This is a genomic window from Streptomyces sp. NPDC059994, from assembly GCF_042737755.1.
Lineage (GTDB): Bacteria > Actinomycetota > Actinomycetes > Streptomycetales > Streptomycetaceae > Streptomyces.
In genome coordinates this window covers 1-24,196 of record NZ_JBHWUR010000039.1, presented here as the reverse complement: position 1 = coordinate 24,196, position 24,196 = coordinate 1, and the positions used below count along the sequence as shown (strand labels likewise).

The window sequence follows — 24,196 nt, the reverse complement described above, 5'->3', positions numbered from 1 at the left end:
GTTTGAAGGGGAACCGGCCCGACGCCTGGCCAGACCGGCGGAGCCGGAATTCGATGGGTCCCCTGCGCGTCAAACCCAGGCCCGCCGGGGCCCGCCCTTCGGGCCCCGGCCCGTCAGGGCCTCACGCAGAACCCCGCGTCGGCCTCCGTACCAGTGTCTTCACGCGGTTCGCCGCGCTGGACGCCAGGGCGTCCCACTTCGCCGTCGCCGTCCACACCACCCTTACGGCCGAGCGGGGGGCCAGGTCGGCGCGGAGGCGGGGCCAGGTGGGGAGTGCCGTGCGCAGGCCCGCGCGGATCTCGTGGGCGGCTTCCGTGAGGCCCGTGGGCGGCTGGGGGCTCGGGGCGTACAGCACCTGCTCCACCGCGCTCGCCGCCCGGTGCACCGACTCCGCCGCCGTGCCGTCCAGCCGGCCGAGCCGCACCATGCGGGCCGCCGCCTTGCGCGGGGTCAGCGAGTCGTCGGGGACGATGCCGTGGTCCCAGGCCGTGTCGATGACCTCCCGCCACACGGCCAGCGTGGCGGTGACCGGATCGGCGTCCGGGTGTCCGGCCCGGGCGAGCCGCCGCGACCGTACCCGGACCCGCCACAGCCACGGCAGCAGCGGCAGCGCCAGCGCCGCGAGCACGCCCAGGGACACCGCGGCCACCGTGGCCAGCGGGGTCCCGCCGTCGTCGCCGCCCGTGGGGGCCGCCGGGGCCACCGCGCCGCACTCGTTCTGCTTGCGCAGCTGCGCCGGGCAGGAGGACGACGGGGCCGGGGCCGGCGAGGGCCGCGTCGAGGGGCCCTCGGACGGCTTCACCGGGCTGGTGGGAGAGCCCGACGGGGTGTCCGGCCGGGTGTACTCCGGGGCGGAACCGCGCGAGGGGGTCGGCTCGAACCGGGTCCAGCCCACACCCTCGAAGTACAGCTCGGGCCACGCGTGCGCGTCCCGCAGCCCCACCGACATCGTCCCGTCCGGGCGCGGCTCGCCGGGCGTGAAGCCCACCGCCACCCGGGCCGGTATGCCCAGGGTCCGGGCCATCGCGGCCATCGTGAAGGAGAAGTGGACGCAGAAGCCCTGCTTGTCCTTGAGGAAGCGGGCGATCGCCTCCGTACCGCTGCCGGACTCCACCTGGGTGTCGTACGTGAACCCGCCCCGCACCGCGAACCAGTCCTGGAGCATGACGGCCCGCTGGTAGTCGGTGGTCGCGCCCTTGGTGACGCGGCGGGCCGTCGTGTTCACGATGCGCGGCAGGGTGGACGGGACCTTCGTGTACTCCTGCACGAGCGCCGGGGGAGCGGGCCGGGCGGCGGCCAACTGGTCCGCCGTCGGCCGCACCTGGAGGCTGCTGACCTGGTACTGCGCGCCTTGCGTGGTCTGTCCCCGGTCGCCGACGAGGGTCCGGCCGACCGGCTCGAAGCGCCAGTGCCCGCCGATGTCGACCTTGGTCGCCGGGTAGGGCATCGGCAGCCAGTTCTGGGTGTACCAGCCGGCGGCCGAGACGCTGGTCCTGATCTCGGCGGTGCCGATCGAGGGGCTCAGCCCGTCGGGCTGCGGCAGCACGTCCGGCACGTCCTTGATCTTGCGCTCGGACGACTTCCAGGACGCCCCGTCGAACTGGTCGAGGGCCACGATCCGCAGATACAGGTCCTGGGTGTCCTGTGCGTTGGTGCGGTAGCGCAGGACCTCGCGGTCCTCGGGCTGGTTGAGGCTGTTCTGGAGCGAGACCAGCGGGTTGACCGCCGAGATCGTGCCGCCTCCGCCGCCCTCCCCGCTGCCGCCGCCGGAGCCGCCGAGCAACCCGGTGCCCATGGCGGGCAGCGCGGCCGGGATCACCAGGGCGATGCCGAGGGCGAGCGCCCCGATCCGGCGGCCGGTGCGGACCGGCGCGAGCGGGCCGTCCGACTCGAACGGGGTCTGCGGCCGGTCGGACCGGGCCGCCCCGCCGAACATCCGCCCCCACTGGGAGAGCCGGTCGCGGCCCTCGGCGAGCAGGAGCAGCAGATAGCCGGCGGCCGCCAGGAGGAACCACAGCCAGCTCGCCCCGCCGTTCGAGAGCCCCGCGGCCACCGAGTACAGCGCGAGCAGCGGCAGTCCGGCCGGGGCGGCGCTGCGGAAGGTCACGGCCAGCGCGTCCACCGCGAGCCCGATCACCAGCGTGCCGCCGACGACCATCAGCCGGATGCCGTCGGTGGCGGGCGCCGGGATCGTGTACCGCCCGACGTCGTCGGCGCCCTGTGTGAGCAGCCGGGAGAGCTGTTCGAAGGCTTCAGGGCCCGGCAGCAGCCCGGCAACGGCCTGCTCCCGGGCGAACACCAGGGTCAGCAGGACCAGCGTCACCACGGCCTGCACCAGCACCGTCAGCGGCCGCGCCAGAGGCACCCGGCGGGCGAGCGCGCCCACCCCGGCCTGGAGGGCGAGCAGGAACGCGGCCTGCACGATCCAGGTCGCCCGGTCGACGAGCGGCAGCAGGGAGCACGACGCCATCACCGTGGCGGCGAAGGCGCACAGCGCCAGCCGTCCGCGCCCGCTCATGACCACGCCCCTGACATTCCCGGTATCCCCGATGTTCCCGTCGTCCACGAGGCGCCGCCCGAAGCGGCTCCCGTGCCCGTCCGTTCCTGCCCCGCCTGCCGCCACAGGTCCGCGAGGGGTGCCCCCGGCGGCACGGCGAGCGCCGTCCATCCGGCCTCGCGCAGCAGCCGCAGCGACCGCTCGGCCGGGCCGTGGCCCCCGGGCGGTGGCGAGCCGTGCGTCCACAGGTCGCTGTCCAGGACGAAGGCGACCGCTGCGCCGCTGCGCCGCCGCATCTTCGCCGCGACCGCGGCCTGCTCCTCGTCGAGGTCCCCGAAGAAGCCGACGAGCAGCCCTTCGTTCCCGCCGCGCAGCACGTCGTACGCGCGCGAGAGCCCGCCGCCGTCGGAGTGGTCCACGACCGCGAGGGTGTCCATCATGAGTCCCGCCGAGTCCGAGGAGTCCTGGGTGGATCCGGCGAACCCGCCCGCCCCCTCGCCCGGCACCGAGCTGCCGGTGTCGGTCAGCAGCCGTACCGAATAGCCGCGCTCCAGCATGTGCACCAGCGCCGAGGCCGCGCCCGAGACGGCCCACTCGAAGGCCGAGTCGGGGCCCGCGCCCGCGTACGCGATGCCCCGGGTGTCGAGCAGTACCGTGCACCGGGCCCGCTGCGGCTGCTCCTCGCGGCGCACCATCAGCTCGCCGTAGCGCGCGGTGGAGCGCCAGTGCACCCGGCGCAGGTCGTCGCCGTGCCGGTAGAGGCGGGGGATCACGTCGTCCTCACCGGCGAGCGCCAGCGAGCGCTGGCGGCCGTCGCCGTATCCCGCGGCCTCGCCGGAGAGCCGTACGGGAGGCAGCGGCTCGGTGCGCGGTATGACCGTGAGGGTGTCGTAGGCGCTGAACGCGCGCGTGAGCTCGCACATCCCGAACGGGTCGGTGAGGCGCAGCTGGAGCGGGCCGAGCGGATAGCACCCGCGCAGATCGGACCGGACCCGGTAGGACACCTCGCGCTTGCCGCCCGCCTCCACCCGGTCCAGTACGAAACGGGGCCGGGGGCCCAGCACGTACGGCACCCGGTCCTGGAGCATGAGCAGTCCGGTGGGCAGCCGGGAGACGTTGTCGACGCGCAGGTGCACCCGGGCCTCGGAGCCCGCGGGCACGCGCGCGGGGGAGAGGCGCCGGCTGCCCGCGACCCGGTAGCGCGTGCGGTACAGGACGGTCGTGCAGACCAGGGGCAGCACGGCGAGCAGCAGCCCGACCCGCAGCAGATCCTCCTGGCCCAGCACATACGCGCAGATCGCGGCGGCGATCCCGGCGGCCAGGAACGACCGGCCGCGTGTGGTCAGCCCGGACAGGGCGGCCCGGGGACCACCCTTCTCGGCGCTCTCCGGCCCGGCCTCGGCCGGGGGTCCCCCGGCCGCCATCACAGCCGCCGGGTGCCGGGCTGCTGCTGGCCGTAGAGCGGGCCGCCCGCCTGCGGCACGGGGGTGCGCTGGAGGATCTCCAGGACGACCTGCTCGGCGGTGCGGCGGTTCAACTGGGCCTGGGCGTTGGGCAGCAGCCGGTGCGCGAGCACCGCGACGGCGAGCGACTGGACGTCGTCCGGCAGTGCGTACTCCCGGCCGCTCAGGGCCGCGGACGCCTTGGCCGCGCGCAGCAGGTGCAGCGTGGCGCGGGGCGAGGCGCCGAGTCTGAGGTCGGGGTGGTTGCGGGTGGCCCCGACCAGCTGCACCGCGTACCGCCGGACCGCGTCGGCGACGTGGACCTTGCGGACCGCGTCGACGAGCTTGACGATGTCGTGCGCGTGCGCCACCGGCTGGAGGTCGTCCAGCGGCGAGACCGCGCCGTGCACGTCGAGCATCTGGAGCTCGGCCTCGGCCGACGGGTAGCCGATCGAGACGCGGGCCATGAAGCGGTCGCGCTGGGCCTCGGGGAGCGGGTAGGTGCCCTCCATCTCCACCGGGTTCTGGGTGGCCACCACCATGAAGGGGCTGGGCAGTTCGTAGGTTTGTCCGTCGATGGTGACCTGGCGCTCCTCCATCGACTCCAGGAGCGCGGACTGCGTCTTGGGCGAGGCGCGGTTGATCTCGTCGCCGATCACGATCTGCGCGAAGATCGCGCCCGGCTTGAACTCGAAGTCCCGCCGCTGCTGGTCGTAGATCGACACACCGGTGATGTCCGACGGCAGCAGGTCCGGCGTGAACTGGATGCGCCGGACCGTGCAGTCGATGGACTTGGCCAGCGCCTTGGCCAGCATGGTCTTGCCCACGCCCGGGACGTCCTCGATCAGGAGGTGTCCCTCGGCGAGCAGTACGGTCAGCGCGAGCCGTACGACCTCGGGCTTGCCCTCGATCACACCCTCCACCGACCTGCGGACGCGCTCCGCAGTGGCGGTCAGATCTGTGAGGCTCGCTCGCTCGTCATAGGTCGTCACCCGGCCCTCCTCGGCCCTTCCCCCCGCTCATGGAGCGGCGGGTTACCCCAGTTGCCTGCGGGCCGGCGCACTGGAAACGGCACGGCCCACCTCGAAATACGGACACCGCGCCCGAGACGTTCGGACGGATGCCACCCCCGCATTCTTGTTGCCGTCGCCGCGTCGTGTCACTCGCCTGTGGATAACTGGAGGGGATATGTCGGGGGTTGCCGTGTTTTTGTCCCTGAAGAGACCCTGAAGAGATTCCGAAGCGACGCGGAATCGAGTCCGAACACGCTCAGGAGCAGCGGAGGGAAGGGGGGCAACGGAACGGAAGGAGCGCGGAAACCCGGACGGAGGCCCCGCCGGAACTCGGCCGGGCCTCCGATCGGACCGCGGGTGGCTCAGGCCGCCGGGTCTATTTCGCGCAGCAGGCCGGTGGTGACGTCGAAGACGAATCCGCGCACGTCGTCGAGGTGCGGCAGGAACGGCGAGGTGCGGACGCGCTGCATGGACTGGCGTACGTCCTGGTCGACGTCGCGGAAGGACTCCACCGCCCAGGCGGGGCGCTGGCCGACCTCGTCCTCCAGCTCGTGGCGGAAGTCCTCGGTGAGGGCTTCGAGGCCGCAGCCGGTGTGGTGGACGAGCATGACGCTGCGGGTGCCGAGCGCCCGCTGGCTTATCGTCAGCGACCGTATGACGTCGTCGGTGACCACGCCGCCGGCATTGCGGATGGTGTGGCAGTCACCCAGTTCAAGGCCGAGGGCCGCGTGCAGGTCGAGGCGGGCGTCCATACAGGCCACGACGGCGACGCGCAGGACCGGCCGGGCGTCCATGCCCGGGTCGGTGAACGCGTCCGCGTACCGGCGGTTCGCCTCGACGAGCCGGTCCGTGACGGTTCCCCCGTCACGGACCGCGAGGTGGGGGCGGACGGGGGGCTCTGCGGGGAGATGCGCAGGAGTCGACATGTCTATGACGGTAGTCGCCGTAGATCCTTCAGTCTCGTCGGGGCGACGGAAAAATCACGTCAACTCGGTCGGTTGTGAGGTAACCCACAAGCGTGGTAATCGGTCGCCCGTTCGGGTGAAAAGCGCACCGCGCGACGCGCTGGGCCGTTGATTGACCGAAAGGACCGGTGGACTAAAGTGACGCGAAGTGGGAGGGGTGACACGCTCCGGCCCGCTTGCGGGGACCGATTCCGTATCCGCAGTACCCAGCAGTTGCACAGATTCCCCCCGCGTGCGCGGCGCGCGTACGGCTCGGCCTCCCCCCGCTCGCCGGTCGGCTGACGCCACTTCCCCGGCGCCGGCAGACCTTCCGAGCGGGTGGGGACCCGGCGGTATGCGCCCGGTGCCCGCCGGACCTGAGAGGGCCAAAGTGACAGGGCGCGAAGCGCTTCCCAGCGAAGGCGGCGACGGGCGACGGGAGGGACAGAGCCGGCACGTCCCGGTGATGCTCCAGCGGTGCCTGGACCTGCTGGCCCCGGCCCTGACGCAGCCCGGGGCGGTCGTCGTCGACTGCACCCTGGGCCTCGGCGGCCACAGTGAAGCACTGCTCACCCGGTTCCCCGAGGCGCGCCTGATCGCCCTCGACCGGGACAAGGAGGCCCTGCGGCTCTCCGGCGAGCGCCTGGCGCCCTACGGGGAGCGCGCGACCCTGGTCCACGCCGTCTACGACGAGCTCCCCGAGGTCCTGGACCGGCTCGGCGTCCCGCGCGTCCAGGGCATCCTCTTCGACCTCGGCGTCTCCTCCATGCAGCTCGACGAGGCCGACCGCGGCTTCGCCTACGCGCAGGACGCCCCGCTCGACATGCGCATGGACCAGACCACCGGCGTCAGCGCGGCCGAGGTGCTCAACACCTACGCGCCGGGCGAGCTGGTGCGGATCCTGCGGCAGTACGGCGAGGAGAAGCAGGCCAAGCGGATCGTCTCGGCGGTCGTCCGCGAGCGCGAGAAGGAGCCGTTCAGCAACAGCGCGCGGCTCGTCGAGCTGATCCGCGACTCGCTGCCGCAGGCCGCCAAGCGCACCGGAGGCAACCCCGCCAAGCGCACCTTCCAGGCCCTGCGCATCGAGGTCAACGGCGAGCTCTCGGTCCTGGAGCGGGCGATCCCTGCGGCCGTGGCGGCCCTGGACGTCGGCGGCCGGATCGCGGTCCTGTCGTACCACTCGCTGGAGGACCGCCTGGTCAAGCAGGTCCTCGCGGCAGGCGCGGCCAACACCGCCCCGCCGGGGCTGCCGGTCGTGCCCGAGCAGTACCAGCCGCGTCTCAAGCTCCTCACCCGCGGCGCCGAACTGCCCACGGAGGAGGAGGTCGCCGAGAACCGGCGGGCGGCCCCCGCCAGGTTCCGCGGGGCCCAGCGGATCCGGGAGGACGTGCGGTGAGCGGCCCGGCCAGGCAGCTGCGGGGGCGGGCGGCCCGGCTCGGCCGGCTGCTGCCCCCCGCGGGCGCGCGCAGCGCCGCCCGCACCCCTTTTGTGCTGCTGGTCGTCGTGCTCCTCGGCGGCGGTCTGATCAGCCTGCTGCTGCTGAACTCCGCGCTGAACGAGGGCTCGTTCAAGCTGAGTGAGCTGCGCCGCGAGACCACCGGGCTCACCGACGAGCAGCAGGCGCTCCAGCACGACGTGGACGACCTCTCCGCCCCCGACGCGCTCTCCCGCCGGGCCACCGAGCTCGGCATGGTCCCCGGCACCAGCCCCCTGTTCCTCAACCCGGACGGCACGGTCAAGGGCGTGACCGGCGCGGGCACCGCCCGGCCGGCCCCCGCGCTCAGCCCCGAGCTGGTCCAGGGCGCGGCCGTGACCGCCCCTGCCACCGAGGCCCCCGCAGCGTCCCCGGCGTCCAGCGCCCAGCCGCACGGCACCCCCGCGCCGGTCCCCGCGCCCGCGCACACCTCCTCCGGCACGCCGCCGAGTGCCGCCGCTTCCGCCGCACCCCCGGCGCCCGCCCCCGCGAAGACCTCCCCGACCCCCGGCAGGTGACGCAGTGAGCCCCCAGGAACCGCCGCGCCGCCGGGTGCCAGGACCCGCGCGGCCGCGCCCCCAGGGCCGCCCGGCGCAGCGCCGCCCCAAGGCCCCCGCACGCATAAGGCTCGGCAGCCCCCGGCCCCGGCTGCGCCTGGTCAGCCTGGGGCTCACCCTCATCATGATCGTGTTCGTGGTGCGGCTGCTCCAGGTGCAGGCGGTCGACGCCAGCGCGTACTCCGCCAAGGCGGAGAAGAACCGGTACGCCAGCTATGCGCTGCCCGCCGAGCGCGGCGAGATCACCGACCGCGACGGCGTCGCCCTGGCCACCAGCGTCGACGCGTACGACATCACCGCCGACCCGTCGATGTTCACGCCGGCGACCAGCAAGGCCGACGACGCCCCCGAGCAGGCCGCGGCCCTGCTGTCCCCGCTGATCGGCAAGGACCAGGAGGAGATCGCCAAGAAGCTCAAGACGCCCAGGAGCCGTTATGTGGTCCTGGCCCGCCGCCAGACCCCGCAGGTGTGGAACCAGATCAAGGACCTCAAGAAGGTCTTCGCCGAGAAGGCCCGCGCCGACTCGGCCAGGGGCGGCCCCGGCGCCAATGTGCTCGGCGGCGTCTTCAACGAGTCCAGCAGCAAGCGGGTCTACCCCAACGGCGAGCTCGCCGCCGGGATAGTGGGTTACGTCAACGCCGAGGGGCGCGGCGGCGGGGGCCTGGAGGCCCAGCTCGACAAGGTCCTGGCGGGTCAGGACGGCAAGATCACCTATGCCCAGTCCGGCGGCCGCCGGGTGCCCACGGCGGGCACCTACGAGACCCCGGCCGTGCCCGGCTCGGGCGTCGAGCTGACCATCGACCGGGACATCCAGTGGATGGCCCAGAAGGCCGTCACCGACCAGGTCCGCAAGTCCCAGGCCGACCGGGGCTATGTGGTGGTCCAGCGCACCGACACCGGCGAGGTCCTGGCCATGGCCAACGCCCCCGGCTTCGACCCGGGCGACCTCTCGCACGCCAACAAGGCGGCGCTGGGCAACGCGGCCCTCCAGGACGTGTACGAGCCGGGCTCCACCGCCAAGGTCATGTCCATGGCCGCCGTCCTGGAGGAGAACGCGGCGACCCCGCTGACCCACGTCACCGTGCCCAACCGGCTGCACCGCGGCGACCGGCTCTTCAAGGACGACATCGACCACCCGACCTGGAACCTGACGCTCAACGGCGTCCTCGCCAAGTCCAGCAACATCGGCACGATCCTCGCCGTGGAGCAGCTCGGCAAGACCGACGCCGAGGCCGGCCGGGTCCTCTACTCGTATCTGCGCAAGTTCGGCCTCGGCTCGCCGACCGGCCTCGGCTACCCCGGCGAGACCCCCGGCATCCTGGCGCCGCCGCAGAAGTGGTCGACCTCCCAGCAGTACACGGTCCGCTTCGGCCAGGGCCTCTCGCTCAGCGCCATGCAGGCGGCCTCCGTGTACTCGACGATCGCCAACGGCGGGGTGCGGATCGAACCGACCCTGGTACGGGGCACCAAGGGCCCCGACGGCCGCTTCACCCCGGCCCCCGCGCCCAAGCAGTCCCGGGTGGTCAGCGAGAAGACCGCCAGGAGCGTGGCCCAGATGCTGGAGTCGGTCGTCGGGGACGAGGAGGGAACCGGAATCAAGGCCCGTATTCCCGGGTACCGGGTCGCGGGCAAGACCGGAACCGCCAACCGGGTCGACCCCAAGACCGGCCGATACCACGGCTACACCGCGTCCTTCGCGGGCTTCGCCCCCGCCGACAAACCGGCGATCACCGTCTACTGCGCCATCCAGAACCCGACCAGGGGCAGCTACTTCGGCGGCCAGATCTGCGGCCCGATCTACAAGCAGGTGATGGAGTTCGCGCTCAAGACCCTGCAGATCCCGCCGACCGGCGCCAAACAGCCCAATCTGCCCGTCTCCTTCGGCGGCAACGACTGAATCCGGAACCCTCAGTGACAACCATCACCCCCGGCCCCGGGAACCAGAACCGCGACCACCACGCCCCGCCCCCCTCTTTTGGCGACCCGGCGGGTGCGCCCGGTACGCTCACCGCCGTGCCACACGCTGATCAGTACCGAACCGCCCCGCAGGACGCCCCCGCGCACCAGCCGGGAGCGCCCCGGCCGGACCGGGCCCGCCCGACATCCCTGGGCGAACTGGCCGACCGGCTGGGAGCCGGGACCCCGGGGTCGGGAGAGGTCTCGGGCATCACCCACGACTCCCGCGCGGTCCGCCCCGGCGACCTCTACGCGGCCCTGCCCGGCGCCCGCTTCCACGGCGCCGACTTCGCCGCCCAGGCCGCGAGCCTCGGCGCGGCCGCCGTCCTCACCGACCCGGCGGGCGCCGACCGCGCCGCCGCGACCGGCCTGCCGGTCCTGGTCACCGAGGACCCGCGCGGCGCCATGGGCGAGCTGGCCGCCGAGATCTACGGACACCCCGGCCGCGACCTGCTCCAACTGGGCATCACCGGGACCTCCGGGAAGACCACCACCGCGTACCTCGTCGAGGGCGGGCTGCGCGGGGCCGGGCACCGCACGGGCCTCATCGGCACGGTGGAGATGCGCATCGGCGACGAGCGCATCAAGTCCGAGCGGACCACCCCCGAAGCCACCGATCTGCAGGCCCTGTTCGCGGTGATGCGCGAGCGCGGGGTCGAGTCGGTCGCCATGGAGGTCTCCAGCCACGCGCTGGTGCTCGGCCGGGTCGACGGCTGCGTCTTCGACGTCGCCGTCTTCAACAACCTGAGCCCGGAGCACATGGAGTTCCACTCCGACATGGAGGACTACTTCCGGGCCAAGGCGCAGCTGTTCACGCCGGAGCGCGCGCGGCTCGGGGTGGTGAACCTCGACGACGAGTACGGCCGCAGACTGGCCACCGGCGAGTCCGGCATCCCGGTCACCACCTTCTCGGCCGAGGGCCACCCGGACGCCGACTGGCGCGCCGAGGACGTGGACGTACGCCAGGACAGCTCGACCTTCACGGCCGTCGGCCCCAAGGGCGAGCGGATCTCCGCCACCGCCCCGCTGCCCGGCCCCTTCAACGTGGCCAACACCCTCGCCGCGATCGTGACGCTGGCCGTCGCGGGCATCGACCCGCAGACCGCCGCCGACGGCGTGGCCGCCGTACCCGGAGTGCCCGGCCGGCTGGAGCGGGTGGACGCGGGCCAGCCGTTCCTGGCCGTGGTGGACTACGCGCACAAGACGGACGCCGTCGAATCGGTTCTGCGCTCGCTGCGCAAGGTCACCCGGGGCAACCTGCACATCGTCCTCGGCTGCGGCGGGGACCGCGACCAGACCAAGCGTGCGCCGATGGGTGCCGCCGCCGCCCGGCTCGCCGACACCGCCGTACTGACCTCGGACAACCCACGCTCCGAGGACCCCCTCGCCATCCTCGCCGCGATGCTCGCGGGCGCCGCCGAGGTGCCCGTCCACGAGCGCGGCAACGTCCTGGTCGACGCCGACCGGGCCGCCGCCATCGCCGCGGCCGTGGCCCGCGCCGAGCCGGGCGACACCGTCCTGGTCGCGGGCAAGGGCCATGAGCAGGGCCAGGACACCGCCGGAGTGGTCCGCCCCTTCGACGACCGTCTGGTCCTGCGGGCCGCGATCGAACACCGCCAAGCACAGTCAGGGATGAAGCAGTGATCGCCCTCTCCCTCGCCGAGATCGCCGAAATCGTCGGCGGGCAGTCGAACGACATACCGGATCCGTCCGTCCAGGTCACCGGATCCGTCGTCATCGACTCCCGCCGGGTGGCGCCCGGTTCCCTCTTCGCCGCCTTCGCGGGCGAGCAGGCCGACGGCCACGACTACGCGCGCGTGGCGTACGAGGCGGGAGCGGTGGCCGTGCTGGCCACCCGTCCCGTCGGTGTGCCCGCGATCGTCGTCGACGACGTCCAGGGCGCCCTCGGGGCGCTGGCCCGCGAGGTCGTACGCCGCCTGGGCACCGACGTGGTGGCGCTCACCGGCTCCTCCGGCAAGACCTCCACCAAGGACCTGATCGCGCAGGTGCTCCAGCGGCACGCGCCGACGGTCTACACACCGGGCTCGCTCAACAACGAGATCGGCCTGCCGCTGACCGCGCTCACCGCCACCTCCGAAACCCGGCACCTGGTCCTGGAGATGGGCGCGCGCGGAATCGGCCACATCCGCTATCTGACCGGTCTGACCCCGCCGCGGATCGGGCTCGTCCTCAACGTCGGCACCGCCCACATCGGCGAGTTCGGCGGCCGCGAGCAGATCGCCGAGGCCAAGGGCGAGTTGGTGGAGGCGCTGCCGCAGGACGGCTGCGCCGTGCTGAACGCGGACGATCCGCTCGTACGGGCCATGGCGCCGCGCACCAAGGCGCGCGTCGTGCTCTTCGGCGAGGCCGAGGACGCGGACGTACGTGCCGAGAATGTCCGGCTCACAGAAGCCGGACAGCCTTCTTTCAGGCTTCACACACCCTCCGGGTGCAGCGACGTGACCTTGCGCCTGTACGGTGAGCACCACGTGTCGAACGCGCTCGCCGCGGCCGCCGTCGCCTATGAGCTGGGCATGCCTGTCGACGAGATCGCCCTCGCGCTCTCCGAGGCGGGCACCCTCTCCCGCTGGCGCATGGAGGTCACCGAGCGCCCGGACGGAGTGACAGTCGTCAACGACGCCTACAACGCGAACCCCGAGTCCATGCGAGCCGCCCTGCGCGCGCTCGCGGCCATGGGCAAGGGGCGCCGTACGTGGGCGGTGCTCGGTCCGATGGCCGAGCTCGGCGACGAATCGCTCGCCGAGCACGACGCGGTCGGACGGCTCGCCGTCCGGCTCAACGTCAGCAAGCTCGTGGCAGTCGGGGACCGGGAAGCGTCCTGGCTGCAACTGGGCGCATATAACGAGGGTTCGTGGGGTGAGGAGTCGGTGCACGTGTCCGACGCACAGGCGGCCGTCGACCTGCTGCGCAGTGAACTGCGCCCGGGAGACGTCGTGCTGGTGAAGGCATCGCGGTCGATCGGCCTGGAACGGGTGGCACTCGCGCTGCTCGACGGTGGCGTCGAGGGCGAGGTCGCCGCCCGATGAGGCAGATCCTCTTCGCGGGAGCCATCGGTCTCTTCCTGACGCTGGTCGGCACCCCGTTGCTCATCAAGCTGCTCGCCCGCAAGGGCTACGGCCAGTTCATCCGTGACGACGGCCCGCGCGGCCACGCCGGCAAGAAGGGCACGCCCACCATGGGCGGCATCGCCTTCATCCTTGCCACGCTCATCGCGTACGCCGCCACCAAGGTGATCACCAGCGAGGACCCGACCTTCTCGGGTCTGCTGGTGCTCTTCCTGACCGCCGGCATGGGTGTGGTCGGCTTCCTGGACGACTACATCAAGATCGTCAAGCAGCGTTCGCTCGGTCTGCGCGCCAAGGCGAAGATGGCCGGACAGCTGATCGTCGGTATCGCCTTCGCGGTCCTGTCCCTTCAGTTCGAGGACAAGCGGCACCAGACCCCCGCCTCCACCAAGCTCTCCTTCATCACGGACTTCGGCTGGTCCATCGGCCCCGTCCTGTTCGTGATCTGGGCGCTGTTCATGATTCTCGCCATGTCCAACGGCGTGAACCTGACGGACGGTCTGGACGGCCTGGCCACCGGCGCGTCGGTGATGGTCTTCGGCGCGTACACCTTCATCGGCCTGTGGCAGTTCCAGGAGTCCTGCGCCAACGCGCAGACCCTGACCAACCCCAACGCCTGCTTCGAGGTGCGCGATCCGCTGGACCTCGCGGTGGTCGCCTCGGCCCTGATGGGCTCCTGCTTCGGCTTCCTGTGGTGGAACACCTCGCCCGCCAAGATCTTCATGGGCGACACCGGTTCGCTCGCGCTCGGCGGCGCGCTCGCCGGTCTCGCGATCTGCTCGCGCACCGAGTTCCTGATCGCGCTGCTCGGCGGCCTCTTCGTGATGATCACCATGTCGGTGGTCATCCAGGTCGGCTCGTTCAAGATGACCGGGAAGCGCGTCTTCCGGATGGCCCCGCTCCAGCACCACTTCGAACTCAAGGGCTGGTCAGAAGTCCTTGTGGTGGTGAGATTCTGGATCATCCAGGGCATGTGCGTCATCGTGGGTCTGGGTCTCTTCTACGCGGGATGGGCAGCCGACAAGTGAGTCAGAGCTGGCAGGGCAGGCGGATCACCGTCGCCGGTCTCGGGGTGAGCGGCATCAGCGCCGCCCGCGCCCTGGCCGGTCTCGGCGCCGTGGTGACGGTCGTGGACAGCGGTGACTCCGGTACGCACCGGGAGCGCGCGGCCGAACTGGCGGAGGAAGGTATCTCCGTCCGCCTCGGGGACGCGGAAACGCTGCCCGAGGGGACCGGTCTGGTCGTCACCTCGCCCGGCTGGAAGCCCGACTCCCCGCTGTTCGCGGCCGCCGCCGAGGCGGGCGTGGACGTGGTCGGCGATGTGGAGATCGCCTGGCAGTTGCGCGGCGACAACGCCGCGCCCTGGCTGGCGATCACCGGTACCAACGGCAAGACCACCACCACCCAGATGCTGGCGTCGATCCTGCGCGCGGCGGGCCTGCGCACCGCCGCCGTCGGCAACATCGGCACGCCGATCGTCGACGTGGTGCTCGGCGAGGAGACGTACGACGTACTCGCCGTGGAGCTCTCCAGCTACCAGCTGCACTGGGCGCCCTCGCTGCGCGCCCACTCGGCCGCCGTGCTCAACCTGGCCCCGGACCACCTCGACTGGCACGGCTCCATGGAGGCGTACGCGGCCGACAAGGGCCGGATCTACGAGGGCAACACGGTCGCCTGCGTCTACAACGCGGCCGACCCGGCCACCGAGGACCTGGTCCGCGAGGCCGACGTGGAGGAGGGCTGCCGGGCGATCGGCTTCACCCTCGGCACCCCCGGCCCCTCCCAGCTCGGCGTCGTGGACGGCATCCTGGTCGACCGCGCCTTCGTCACCAACCGGCAGAAGAACGCGCAGGAGCTGGCCGAGGTCGCGGACGTCAATCCGCCCGCGCCCCACAACATCGCCAACGCCCTCGCGGCGGCCGCGCTGGCCCGTGCCTTCGGCGTGGAGCCCAAGGCCGTACGGGACGGGCTGAGGGCCTTCCGCCCCGACGCCCACCGCATCGCGCACGTGGCGTACGTGGACGAGGTCGCCTACGTGGACGACTCCAAGGCGACCAACACGCACGCCGCCGAGGCGTCCCTGGCCTCCTACGAGCCGATCGTCTGGATCGCCGGGGGCCTCGCCAAGGGCGCGTCCTTCGACGAGCTCGTCCAGAGGTCGGCCAAGCGGCTGCGCGGGGTCGTCCTGATCGGCGCCGAGCGCCACCTGATCGCCGAAGCGCTGACGCGACACGCCCCCGAGGTACCGGTGGTCGACGTCGACCGGACCGACACTGGGGCGATGTCCGCGGCGGTCCGCGAGGCGGCCGGGCTCGCGAAGCCCGGGGACACGGTCCTGCTGGCCCCGGCCTGCGCCTCGATGGACATGTTCACCAACTACAACAAGCGCGGCGAGGCCTTCGCGGAAGCGGTCCGCGAACTCGCAGCCGAGCGCGCCTAGCCGGCCGGGACCCGTCCCGCGGACCGGCGGCGCCGGACACGAGTGGAGGGGACAGCACACATGCCGGCCGAAGCGACCCCGCCTGGGCTCGTCCTGCGCAGCCGTGCCGCCGGGTCCGTACGGCGCCCCGCGGTCGGGCGCGGCGGCACGAGCGGCACCCCGTCACGCCCCCGGGGCGGCGGCCCGCGGCGGCTGTTCGAGCGGGCCCGGCGGGCCTGGGACCGGCCGCTCACCGCGTACTACCTGATCCTCGGCAGCGCGCTGCTGATCACCGTGCTCGGTCTGGTGATGGTCTACTCGGCCTCGATGATCAAGGCCCTTGAGCTGTCGCTGCCGGCCTCGTACTTCTTCCGCAAGCAGTTCCTCGCCGCCGTGATCGGCGGCGCCCTGATGTTCGCGGCCGCCCGGATGCCCGCCAAGCTGCACCGGGCGCTCTCGTACCCGATACTGATGGTCACCGTCTTCCTGATGGTCCTGGTGCAGATCCCCGGGATAGGGATGTCGGTCAACGGCAACCAGAACTGGATCTATCTGGGCGGCCCGTTCCAGCTCCAGCCCAGCGAGTTCGGCAAGCTGGCGCTGATCCTGTGGGGCGCCGACCTGCTCGCCCGCAAGCAGGACAAACGGTTGCTCACCCAGTGGAAGCACATGCTGGTGCCGCTGGTCCCGGTGGCGTTCCTGCTGCTCGGGCTGATCATGCTCGGCGGCGACATGGGTACCGCGATCATCCTCTGCGCGATCCTCTTCGGACTGCTCTGGCTCGCCGGGGCCCCCACCCGGCTCTTCGGGGCCGTCCTCGCGGTGGCCGGGACCATCGCGGTGCTGCTCATCAAGACCAGCCCCAACCGGATGGGCCGGCTCGCCTGCATCGGGGCCACCGACCCCGGCCCGCAGGACCAGTGCTGGCAGGCCGTCCATGGAATCTACGCCCTCGCCTCGGGCGGATGGTTCGGTTCCGGACTGGGCGCGAGTGTGGAAAAATGGGGTCAACTCCCCGAACCGCACACCGACTTCATCTTCGCCATCACCGGTGAGGAACTGGGCCTGGCGGGCACACTGTCGGTGCTCGCCCTGTTCGCGGCTCTAGGCTATGCGGGTATCCGCGTGGCCGGACGCACGGAGGACCCCTTCGTGAGGTACGCCGCGGGAGGTGTGACCACCTGGATCGTGGCCCAGGCCGTGATCAACATCGGTGCGGTGCTCGGCCTGCTGCCGATCGCCGGTGTCCCGCTCCCGCTGTTCTCCTACGGTGGGTCCGCGCTGCTGCCGACCATGTTCGCCGTGGGGCTGCTGATCGCGTTCGCGCGGGACGACCCCGCGGCGCGGGCGGCGCTGGCCATGCGGCAGCCTCGGGTGAGTTGGAAGTCGATGAGACGGCGCGTCAAGAAGCGTCCGTCCGGAGAGCGGTGAATTTCGGTGCATGTCGTACTCGCCGGTGGGGGGACCGCCGGCCACATCGAGCCCGCGCTCGCCCTCGCGGACGCCCTGCGCAGGCAGGACCCGACCGTGGGGATCACGGCCCTCGGTACGGAGAAGGGCCTGGAGACGCGGCTGGTCCCCGAGCGGGGCTATGAACTCGCGCTCATCCCGGCCGTCCCGCTGCCCCGCAGGCCCACCCCCGAACTGATCACGGTCCCGGGCCGGCTGCGCGGCACGATCAAGGCCGCCGAGCAGATCCTGGAGCGCACGAAGGCGGACTGCGTCGTCGGCTTCGGCGGCTATGTGGCGCTGCCCGGCTACCTCGCCGCCAAGCGGCTCGGGGTGCCGATCGTGGTCCACGAGGCCAACGCCCGCCCCGGCCTCGCCAACAAGATCGGCTCGCGGTACGCGGCCGGGGTGGCCGTCGCCACCCCCGACAGCAAGCTGCGGGGCGCCCGCTACATCGGGATCCCGCTGCGGCACTCCATCGCCACGCTCGACCGCGCCCGGGTCCGCCCCGAGGCGCGCGCCGCGTTCGGCCTGGACCCCAATCTGCCGACGCTGCTCGTCTCCGGCGGCTCACAGGGCGCCCGCCGCCTCAACGAGGTGATCCAGCAGGTCGCTCCGGTGCTCCAGCGCTCCGGAATCCAGATCCTGCACGCGGTCGGCCCGAAGAACGAAGTGCCGCGTGTCGACAACATGCCCGGAATGCCGCCGTACATCCCGGTACCGTACGTGGACCGGATGGATCTCGCGTACGCCGCGGCCGACATGATGCTCTGCCGCGCGGGCGCGATGACCGTCGCCGAACTCTCCGCCGTCGGGCTGCCCGCCGCCTACGTACCGCTGCCGATCGGCAACGGCGAACAGCGGCTCAACGCCCAGCCGGTGGTGAAGGCGGGCGGCGGTCTGCTGGTCGACGACGCCGAGCTCACCCCCGGGTGGGTGCAGGACCAGGTCCTGCCCGTGCTCGCCGACCCGCACCGGCTGTACGAGATGTCCCGCGCCGCCTCCGAGTTCGGCCGCCGGGACGCCGACGACCTGCTCGTCGGCATGGTGTACGAGGCGATCGCCGCGCGCTGACGGGGCGGCAGAAGGCAGGTGACCGTGGCCGGACAGGCGACCGCTCGACGCGGAACGGGGCAGGCGAGGAAGTCCGGCCCGTCCGGCTCCCGCCGCCCCGGCGCGGGACGGCCGCGGCTGCGCCTGCCCGCCCGGCGCCGGCTGCTGCTGATTCTGGCCACGGCCGTCGTCCTCGGCGCGGCGGCCGTCTGGGTGCTGTACGGGTCCACCTGGCTGCGGGTCGAACAGGTGGAAACCACCGGCACCGAGGTGCTCAGCACCGCCGAGGTCGAGGCGGCGGCGGCCGTTCCGGTCGGCTCCCCGCTGGTCTCGGTCGACACGGGGGCGATCGAGGCCCGGCTGCTGCGCAAACTGCCGCGGCTGGACTCGGTGGAGGTCAGCCGTTCCTGGCCGCACGGCATCGCGCTCGACGTGACCGAGCGCAAGCCCGTTCTCCTGATGAAAAAAGGCGCGAACTTCACCGAAGTGGATGCCAAGGGTGTGCGGTTCGCCACGGTCGCCAAGGCGCCCGCACATGTACCGCTACTCGACCTGAACCCGGACAACTCGCCCTCGTTGCGCCGCTTTCCGGCCGACGCACTGGTGCGCGAGGCGGTCAAGGTGGCGGGCGAACTACCGTCCGCAGTCGCCAAGGACACCCGCCTCGTCCGGGTCACCTCGTACGACGCGGTCTCCCTGGAGTTGAGCCGCGGGCGTACGGTCCTGTGGGGCAGTGACGAGGAGGGGGAGCTCAAGGCCCGTACGCTGGTCGCCCTCATGAAAGCGGCGCCCAGAGGGCGGTACTTCGATGTGAGCGCCCCCACCGCCCCGGCGGCATCGGGGAGTTGACGCACATCTGCGCTGGCCAGCACCCTGGTTGGTCATCGCTACGGGTGATCACATAGGGTGAAAAGAAAAACGGGAGGTTCGGCGTGTTCGTTGAACGTGCGCCACTTGTCGACTTAGTGTCCTGTTTCGGAAGAGTCCAGGGAACAGACACATTGGTAACCCTAAACTTCAACGTTAGGGTTCGGGTCGGCGTTCGGACCGTCCCACATCGGCATTCGTCGTCGCCGTGCGACACCCGCACGTGACGACCCGTAACTCGAGGCGAGAGGCCTTCGACGTGGCAGCACCGCAGAACTACCTCGCAGTCATCAAGGTCATCGGTGTCGGCGGCGGTGGTGTCAATGCCATCAACCGAATGATCGAGGTCGGTCTCAAGGGCGTCGAGTTCATCGCGATCAACACCGACGCACAAGCTCTGTTGATGAGCGACGCCGACGTCAAGCTCGACGTCGGCCGTGAACTCACCCGCGGCCTCGGCGCCGGAGCCAACCCGGCAGTCGGGCGCAAGGCGGCGGAGGACCACCGCGAGGAGATCGAGGAGGTCCTCAAGGGGGCCGACATGGTCTTCGTCACCGCGGGAGAGGGCGGCGGCACCGGCACCGGCGGCGCACCCGTCGTCGCCAACATCGCGCGCTCGCTCGGCGCACTCACGATCGGTGTGGTCACCCGGCCGTTCACCTTCGAGGGCCGCCGTCGCGCCAACCAGGCGGAGGACGGCATCGCCGAGCTCCGCGAAGAGGTCGACACCCTCATCGTCATCCCCAACGACCGGCTGCTGTCCATCTCGGACCGCCAGGTCAGCGTGCTCGACGCGTTCAAGTCGGCCGACCAGGTGCTGCTCTCCGGCGTCCAGGGCATCACCGACCTGATCACCACCCCGGGCCTGATCAACCTCGACTTCGCCGACGTCAAGTCGGTCATGTCCGAGGCCGGTTCGGCGCTCATGGGCATCGGCTCGGCGCGCGGCGACGACCGCGCGGTGGCCGCCGCCGAGATGGCGATCTCCTCGCCGCTCCTGGAGGCGTCCATCGACGGCGCCCGCGGTGTGCTGCTCTCCATCTCCGGCGGCTCGGACCTCGGTCTCTTCGAGATCAACGAGGCCGCGCAGCTGGTCAGCGAGGCCGCCCACCCCGAGGCCAACATCATCTTCGGTGCGGTCATCGACGACGCCCTCGGCGACGAGGTACGGGTCACGGTCATCGCGGCCGGGTTCGACGGCGGCCAGCCGCCCGCCCGCCGCGACACCGCGCTGGGCTCCACCGCCGCCAAGCGCGACGAGCCCACGCCGGTCCGCGCCGCCGAGCGCCCCCTCGGCGGGCTCGGCACGGTGAGCGCCCGCGAGGAAACCCCGGCCCCGGCCCAGGTCGGGACGGCGCCGGTCGGCGAGGCGAGCCCGGCGCAGGTGCCGACGGCCCGCCCGTACCAGGACAGCCAGGCCGAAGAGCTGGATGTCCCGGACTTCTTGAAGTGATAGGGCAGCGTTCCCTCGTGAGCGGCGCGCACTTCGCCTTCACCGACCGGTGGGGCGGAGTGAGCGCCGCTCCGTACGAGGAGCTCAACCTCGGCGGCGCGGTCGGCGACGACCCCGCCGCGGTCCGGACCAACCGCGGCCTCGCCGCGAAGGCACTGGGGCTCGACCCGGACCTGGTGGTCTGGATGAACCAGGTGCACGGGCCGGACGTGGCCGTGGTGGACGGGCCGTGGGGCCCGGGCGCGGCGAAAGGGATCACAAGCAGTCCGGCCGTGGACGCGGTGGTGACGGCCCGTCGCGGGCTCGCCCTCGCGGTCCTGACCGCCGACTGCACACCCGTTCTCCTCGCCGACCCGGTCGCCGGGGTGGTGGCCGCCGCGCACGCGGGGCGGCCCGGGATGGTCGCGGGCGTGGTGCCCGCGGCGGTCGCGGCGATGGTCTCGCTCGGCGCCGAGCCGTCCCGGATCACCGCTCGGACCGGGCCCGCCGTCTGCGGCAAGTGCTACGAGGTTCCGGCGGCGATGCGGGACGAGGTCGCCGCGGCCGAGCCGGCCGCGCGGGCGGAGACGAGCTGGGGGACCCCGGCCGTCGACGTCACCGCCGGAGTGCACGCGCAGCTCGGGGCGCTCGGGGTGAACGACCGGCAGGCGTCCGGGGTGTGCACGCTCGAATCGCACGACCACTTCTCGTACCGCCGCGACCGCACCACCGGGCGGCTCGCCGGATACGTCTGGCTCGACGCCGCGGGAGCCGGTGCGGCCGGTGCGGCCGAGGGGGAGGGAAGCGGGCATGACGGACCGTAAGGCGGAACTCGCCGCGAACCTGGCACAGGTGGAGGAACGTATCTCCGCCGCCTGTGCGGCCGTCGGGCGCAAGCGGGACGATGTGACGCTCATCGTGGTCACCAAGACCTACCCCGCCGACGACGTCCGGCTCCTGTACGAGCTGGGGGTGCGTCAGGTCGCCGAGAACCGGGACCAGGACGCGGCGCCCAAGGCGGCCGACTGCGCGGACCTCGCGGATCTGCGCTGGCACTTCGTGGGTCAGCTCCAGACGAACAAGGTCCGTTCCGTGGTGACTTACTCGGATCTGGTGCAGTCCGTCGACCGGCCCAAGCTGGTCGGCGCGCTCTCCGCGGCCGCTGTGAAGGCGGAGCGCGAGGTGGGGTGTCTGATCCAGGTGGCGCTCGACGCCGCCTCGGGGGCGCGGGGCGACCGGGGCGGCACCGCCCCCGATGGAATCGAGCAGTTGGCCGGACTTGTGGCGGACGCGCCCGGTTTGCGGCTGGACGGTCTGATGACCGTGGCGCCGCTGGCGGGCGAGTACGCCGGCCGGCAACGGGCGGCATTCGAGCGGCTGATGGATTTGTCGACTGACCTGCGCCGTGCTCATCCGGCTGCGAACATGGTGTCAGCAGGGATGAGTGCGGATCTCGAAGAGGCTGTTGCGGCCGGAGCGACACATGTACGCGTCGGTACGGCGGTACTCGGAGTCCGACCCCGGCTCGGGTAACGTCGCGAAGCAAGTCGGACCACAGCAGAAAATATGGTCATTCCCACTCTTCGGTGGGCAGACCTAGTGGATCGTGGGCACTTGGTGACACAGCGGCATTTGGCGACAAGGGCGATCCACCACAGAGCGGAGGAATCGGAGCATGGCCGGCGCGATGCGCAAGATGGCGGTCTACCTCGGTCTCGTGGAGGACGATGGGTACGACGGCCCGGGGTTCGACCCCGATGACGAGTTCGAACCCGAGCCGGAGCCCGAGCGGGACCGGCGCCGGCACCAGCCTCCGCATCAGGTCGAACGGGACGAACCGGTACGAGCCGTACAGCCGCCGGCCCCCCGTGAACCGGTCGCGCACGCAGCCGTGATGCCCGCGGAATCGGGGCGTCCGGCGCGAATCGCCCCCGTGGCATCCATCACACCTGAACGCCCGAGCCTGGAGAAGAACGCACCGGTGATCATGCCCAAGGTCGTGTCCGAGCGGGAGCCCTACCGCATCACCACGCTGCACCCGCGGACCTACAACGAGGCCCGTACCATCGGGGAACACTTCCGCGAGGGCACACCGGTGATCATGAACCTCACCGAGATGGACGACACGGATGCGAAGCGACTTGTCGACTTTGCCGCCGGACTTGTGTTTGGTTTGCACGGCAGCATTGAACGGGTGACGCAGAAGGTGTTCCTGTTGTCGCCTGCTAACGTCGATGTCACGGCGGAGGACAAGGCCCGTATCGCAGAGGGCGGTTTCTTCAACCAGAGCTGAGACACGACACCGGGAACGATCCGGCCACGGGGCCGGGGGCATAGAGCAAGGGGAGAGGGAAGCGCGAGATGGGCGTCGCACTGGATGTGGTCTACATCGCGCTGATGTGCTTCCTCATCGTGCTGATCTTCCGGCTCGTCATGGACTACGTCTTGCAGTTCGCACGTTCATGGGAACCCGGCAAGGCGATGGTGGTCGTTCTTGAGGCCACCTACACTGTCACCGATCCACCGCTCAAGCTTCTGCGGCGGTTCATTCCGCCGCTGCGTCTCGGGGGCGTGGCACTCGACCTGTCCTTCTTCGTTCTGATGATCATCGTGTACATCCTGATCTCCATCGTCACCAGCGTGGGGAGATAGATGTGAGCGACACGGTCCTGCCGACTGCCGACGACTACGTAGAGGTGAAGAAGAGATGCCGCTGACCCCTGAGGACGTGCGGAACAAGCAGTTCACGACCGTCCGGCTCCGCGAAGGCTACGACGAGGACGAGGTCGATGCCTTCCTGGACGAGGTCGAAGCCGAACTGACCCGCCTGCTTCGCGAGAACGAGGACCTGCGCGCCAAGCTGGCCGCCGCGACGCGTGCCGCCGCGCAGAACCAGCAGCAGCAGGGTATGCGCAAGCCGGAGCCGCAGGACCAGCGCGGTCCGGGCGCTCCCGTGCCCGCCGCCATATCCGGACCTCCGCAGGTGCAGCAGCAGCAGCCGCAGATGGGCCCGCCCCAGCTGCCGAGCGGCGCTCCGCAGCTGCCCGCCGGCCCCGGTGGCCACGGCCAGCAGGGCCAGCACGGACAGGGCCAGCACGGACAGGGCCAGCTCGGGCAGGGCCAGCTCGGGCAGGGTCCGATGGGCCAGGGCCAGCTCGGCCAGGGCCCCATGGGCCAGGGTCCGATGGGCCAGAACCAGCTCGGCCAGGGTCCGATGGGCCAGGGCCCCATGGGTCAGGGTCCGATGGGCCAGAACCAGATGGGTCAGAACCAGCTCGGCCAGGGCCCCATGGGCCAGCAGATGGGCGGCCCCATGGGCGGCCACGGTCCGCAGATGTCGCAGCCCGGTCAGGGCCCCGGCGGCGACAGCGCCGCGCGTGTCCTCTCGCTGGCCCAGCAGACCGCCGACCAGGCGATCGCCGAGGCCCGCTCCGAGGCCAACAAGATCGTCGGCGAGGCCCGGTCGCGCGCCGAGGGCCTGGAGCGGGACGCCCGCGCCAAGGCCGACGCGCTGGAGCGGGACGCGCAGGAGAAGCACCGCGTCGCGATGGGCTCGCTGGAGTCCGCCCGCGCCACGCTTGAGCGCAAGGTCGAGGACCTGCGCGGCTTCGAGCGCGAGTACCGTACGCGGCTGAAGTCCTACCTGGAGTCGCAGCTGCGCCAGCTGGAGACCCAGGCGGACGACTCGCTGGCTCCGCCGCGCACCCCGGCGACCGCGTCGCTGCCGCCGGCTCCGCAGATGAGCGGGTCGATGGCGTCGGCCGGTGCCGGCTCGATGGGCCACACCATGGGCGGCCAGCAGTCCATGGGCGGTGCGCCGTCGTACGGCGGCCAGCAGCAGATGTCGCCCGCGATGACGCAGCCGATGGCGCCGGTGCGGCCGCAGGGGCCGTCGCCGATGCAGCAGGCTCCCTCTCCGATGCGGGGCTTCCTGATCGACGAGGACGACAACTGACGGGCTGCGGTACGCGCGTACGCCGCGCACAGCCGTCGGCAGGCTGAAGGGC

The 24,196-nt window shown here is 71.9% G+C and carries 20 protein-coding genes; 16 read left to right on the top strand and 4 right to left on the bottom strand.

The window, feature by feature from the left end; all coding sequences use genetic code 11:
• Positions 1-121: 121 nt before the first annotated feature.
• From ACFWA7_RS20635 to ACFWA7_RS20620, 4 genes are all read right to left on the bottom strand, one after another.
• Positions 122-2,518, bottom strand: a complete 2,397-nt coding sequence (locus ACFWA7_RS20635; protein WP_385824455.1) for a DUF3488 and DUF4129 domain-containing transglutaminase family protein — start codon at positions 2,516-2,518, stop codon at positions 122-124.
• Positions 2,515-3,921 carry a DUF58 domain-containing protein gene (locus ACFWA7_RS20630; RefSeq protein WP_385539782.1) on the bottom strand — a complete coding sequence of 469 codons (1,407 nt, stop codon included), beginning with the start codon at positions 3,919-3,921 and terminating at the stop codon, positions 2,515-2,517. Before ACFWA7_RS20630 ends, ACFWA7_RS20635 begins: the two co-directional genes overlap by 4 nt.
• Positions 3,921-4,931, bottom strand: a complete 1,011-nt coding sequence (locus ACFWA7_RS20625; RefSeq protein WP_385539784.1) for an AAA family ATPase — start codon at positions 4,929-4,931, stop codon at positions 3,921-3,923. Before ACFWA7_RS20625 ends, ACFWA7_RS20630 begins: the two co-directional genes overlap by 1 nt.
• A gap of 383 nt (positions 4,932-5,314) precedes the next feature.
• Positions 5,315-5,878 carry a beta-class carbonic anhydrase gene (locus ACFWA7_RS20620; RefSeq protein WP_385824453.1) on the bottom strand — a complete coding sequence of 188 codons (564 nt, stop codon included), beginning with the start codon at positions 5,876-5,878 and terminating at the stop codon, positions 5,315-5,317.
• A gap of 484 nt (positions 5,879-6,362) precedes the next feature.
• Here ACFWA7_RS20620 and rsmH point away from each other — a divergent pair, with 484 nt between their 5' ends.
• The 16 genes from rsmH (at position 6,363) to ACFWA7_RS20540 (ending at position 24,144) form a co-directional block, all read left to right on the top strand.
• Entirely contained in the window at positions 6,363-7,292 is a 930-nt protein-coding gene (gene rsmH / locus ACFWA7_RS20615) for a 16S rRNA (cytosine(1402)-N(4))-methyltransferase RsmH (RefSeq protein WP_385539812.1), read from the top strand.
• On the top strand, positions 7,289-7,888 hold the full coding sequence (locus ACFWA7_RS20610) for a septum formation initiator (protein WP_385539787.1): 600 nt from the start codon (positions 7,289-7,291) through the stop codon (positions 7,886-7,888). Before rsmH ends, ACFWA7_RS20610 begins: the two co-directional genes overlap by 4 nt.
• A gap of 4 nt (positions 7,889-7,892) precedes the next feature.
• Complete coding sequence (locus ACFWA7_RS20605; protein WP_385539789.1) at positions 7,893-9,824, top strand: peptidoglycan D,D-transpeptidase FtsI family protein; 1,932 nt, start codon at positions 7,893-7,895, stop codon at positions 9,822-9,824.
• A 14-nt stretch (positions 9,825-9,838) separates the two neighbouring features.
• Positions 9,839-11,527: a UDP-N-acetylmuramoyl-L-alanyl-D-glutamate--2,6-diaminopimelate ligase gene (locus tag ACFWA7_RS20600; RefSeq protein WP_385824451.1), complete on the top strand. Its 1,689-nt coding sequence runs from the start codon at positions 9,839-9,841 to the stop codon at positions 11,525-11,527.
• Positions 11,524-12,930: a UDP-N-acetylmuramoyl-tripeptide--D-alanyl-D-alanine ligase gene (murF, locus tag ACFWA7_RS20595; RefSeq protein WP_385539793.1), complete on the top strand. Its 1,407-nt coding sequence runs from the start codon at positions 11,524-11,526 to the stop codon at positions 12,928-12,930. Before ACFWA7_RS20600 ends, murF begins: the two co-directional genes overlap by 4 nt.
• On the top strand, positions 12,927-13,997 hold the full coding sequence (mraY, locus tag ACFWA7_RS20590) for a phospho-N-acetylmuramoyl-pentapeptide-transferase (protein WP_385539795.1): 1,071 nt from the start codon (positions 12,927-12,929) through the stop codon (positions 13,995-13,997). Before murF ends, mraY begins: the two co-directional genes overlap by 4 nt.
• Positions 13,979-15,409: a UDP-N-acetylmuramoyl-L-alanine--D-glutamate ligase gene (gene murD / locus ACFWA7_RS20585; RefSeq protein WP_385824449.1), complete on the top strand. Its 1,431-nt coding sequence runs from the start codon at positions 13,979-13,981 to the stop codon at positions 15,407-15,409. The genes mraY and murD overlap by 19 nt, the downstream gene beginning before the upstream one ends.
• A 60-nt stretch (positions 15,410-15,469) precedes the next feature.
• Positions 15,470-16,819 carry a putative lipid II flippase FtsW gene (ftsW, locus tag ACFWA7_RS20580; protein WP_385824447.1) on the top strand — a complete coding sequence of 450 codons (1,350 nt, stop codon included), beginning with the start codon at positions 15,470-15,472 and terminating at the stop codon, positions 16,817-16,819.
• 6 nt (positions 16,820-16,825) lie between these two features.
• The gene (gene murG, locus ACFWA7_RS20575; protein ID WP_101387923.1) at positions 16,826-17,911 is read left to right on the top strand and encodes an undecaprenyldiphospho-muramoylpentapeptide beta-N-acetylglucosaminyltransferase; all 1,086 of its coding nucleotides are present in this window, start codon (positions 16,826-16,828) and stop codon (positions 17,909-17,911) included.
• A gap of 24 nt (positions 17,912-17,935) precedes the next feature.
• Positions 17,936-18,739 carry a cell division protein FtsQ/DivIB gene (locus ACFWA7_RS20570; protein ID WP_385539813.1) on the top strand — a complete coding sequence of 268 codons (804 nt, stop codon included), beginning with the start codon at positions 17,936-17,938 and terminating at the stop codon, positions 18,737-18,739.
• 277 nt (positions 18,740-19,016) lie between these two features.
• Positions 19,017-20,210, top strand: a complete 1,194-nt coding sequence (gene ftsZ, locus ACFWA7_RS20565) for a cell division protein FtsZ (RefSeq protein WP_385824444.1) — start codon at positions 19,017-19,019, stop codon at positions 20,208-20,210.
• Complete coding sequence (gene pgeF / locus ACFWA7_RS20560; protein WP_385824442.1) at positions 20,207-21,013, top strand: peptidoglycan editing factor PgeF; 807 nt, start codon at positions 20,207-20,209, stop codon at positions 21,011-21,013. The genes ftsZ and pgeF overlap by 4 nt, the downstream gene beginning before the upstream one ends.
• Positions 21,000-21,722: a YggS family pyridoxal phosphate-dependent enzyme gene (locus ACFWA7_RS20555; RefSeq protein ID WP_385539804.1), complete on the top strand. Its 723-nt coding sequence runs from the start codon at positions 21,000-21,002 to the stop codon at positions 21,720-21,722. The genes pgeF and ACFWA7_RS20555 overlap by 14 nt, the downstream gene beginning before the upstream one ends.
• A gap of 142 nt (positions 21,723-21,864) precedes the next feature.
• Positions 21,865-22,482, top strand: coding sequence for a cell division protein SepF (locus ACFWA7_RS20550; protein ID WP_101387917.1), 618 nt, complete (start codon positions 21,865-21,867; stop codon positions 22,480-22,482).
• A 68-nt stretch (positions 22,483-22,550) separates the two neighbouring features.
• The gene (locus tag ACFWA7_RS20545) at positions 22,551-22,841 is read left to right on the top strand and encodes a YggT family protein (RefSeq protein WP_067158122.1); all 291 of its coding nucleotides are present in this window, start codon (positions 22,551-22,553) and stop codon (positions 22,839-22,841) included.
• Between the two features lie 55 nt (positions 22,842-22,896).
• Positions 22,897-24,144, top strand: coding sequence for a DivIVA domain-containing protein (locus ACFWA7_RS20540; protein WP_385824440.1), 1,248 nt, complete (start codon positions 22,897-22,899; stop codon positions 24,142-24,144).
• The last annotated feature ends 52 nt before the right edge of the window (positions 24,145-24,196 follow it).

Excerpts from the sequence above, each read along its gene's own strand:
- ACFWA7_RS20635 (WP_385824455.1), bottom strand. The coding sequence starts at position 2,518 with ATGAGCGGGCGCGGACGGCTGGCGCTGTGCGCCTTCGCCGCCACGGTG.
- ACFWA7_RS20555 (WP_385539804.1), top strand. The coding sequence starts at position 21,000 with ATGACGGACCGTAAGGCGGAACTCGCCGCGAACCTGGCACAGGTGGAG.
- rsmH (WP_385539812.1), top strand. The coding sequence starts at position 6,363 with ATGCTCCAGCGGTGCCTGGACCTGCTGGCCCCGGCCCTGACGCAGCCC.
- ACFWA7_RS20630 (WP_385539782.1), bottom strand. The coding sequence starts at position 3,921 with ATGGCGGCCGGGGGACCCCCGGCCGAGGCCGGGCCGGAGAGCGCCGAG.
- ACFWA7_RS20550 (WP_101387917.1), top strand. The coding sequence starts at position 21,865 with ATGGCCGGCGCGATGCGCAAGATGGCGGTCTACCTCGGTCTCGTGGAG.
- ACFWA7_RS20620 (WP_385824453.1), bottom strand. The coding sequence starts at position 5,878 with ATGTCGACTCCTGCGCATCTCCCCGCAGAGCCCCCCGTCCGCCCCCAC.
- ACFWA7_RS20545 (WP_067158122.1), top strand. The coding sequence starts at position 22,551 with ATGGGCGTCGCACTGGATGTGGTCTACATCGCGCTGATGTGCTTCCTC.
- ftsW (WP_385824447.1), top strand. The coding sequence starts at position 15,470 with ATGCCGGCCGAAGCGACCCCGCCTGGGCTCGTCCTGCGCAGCCGTGCC.
- murD (WP_385824449.1), top strand. The coding sequence starts at position 13,979 with ATGGGCAGCCGACAAGTGAGTCAGAGCTGGCAGGGCAGGCGGATCACC.
- mraY (WP_385539795.1), top strand. The coding sequence starts at position 12,927 with ATGAGGCAGATCCTCTTCGCGGGAGCCATCGGTCTCTTCCTGACGCTG.
- ACFWA7_RS20540 (WP_385824440.1), top strand. The coding sequence starts at position 22,897 with ATGCCGCTGACCCCTGAGGACGTGCGGAACAAGCAGTTCACGACCGTC.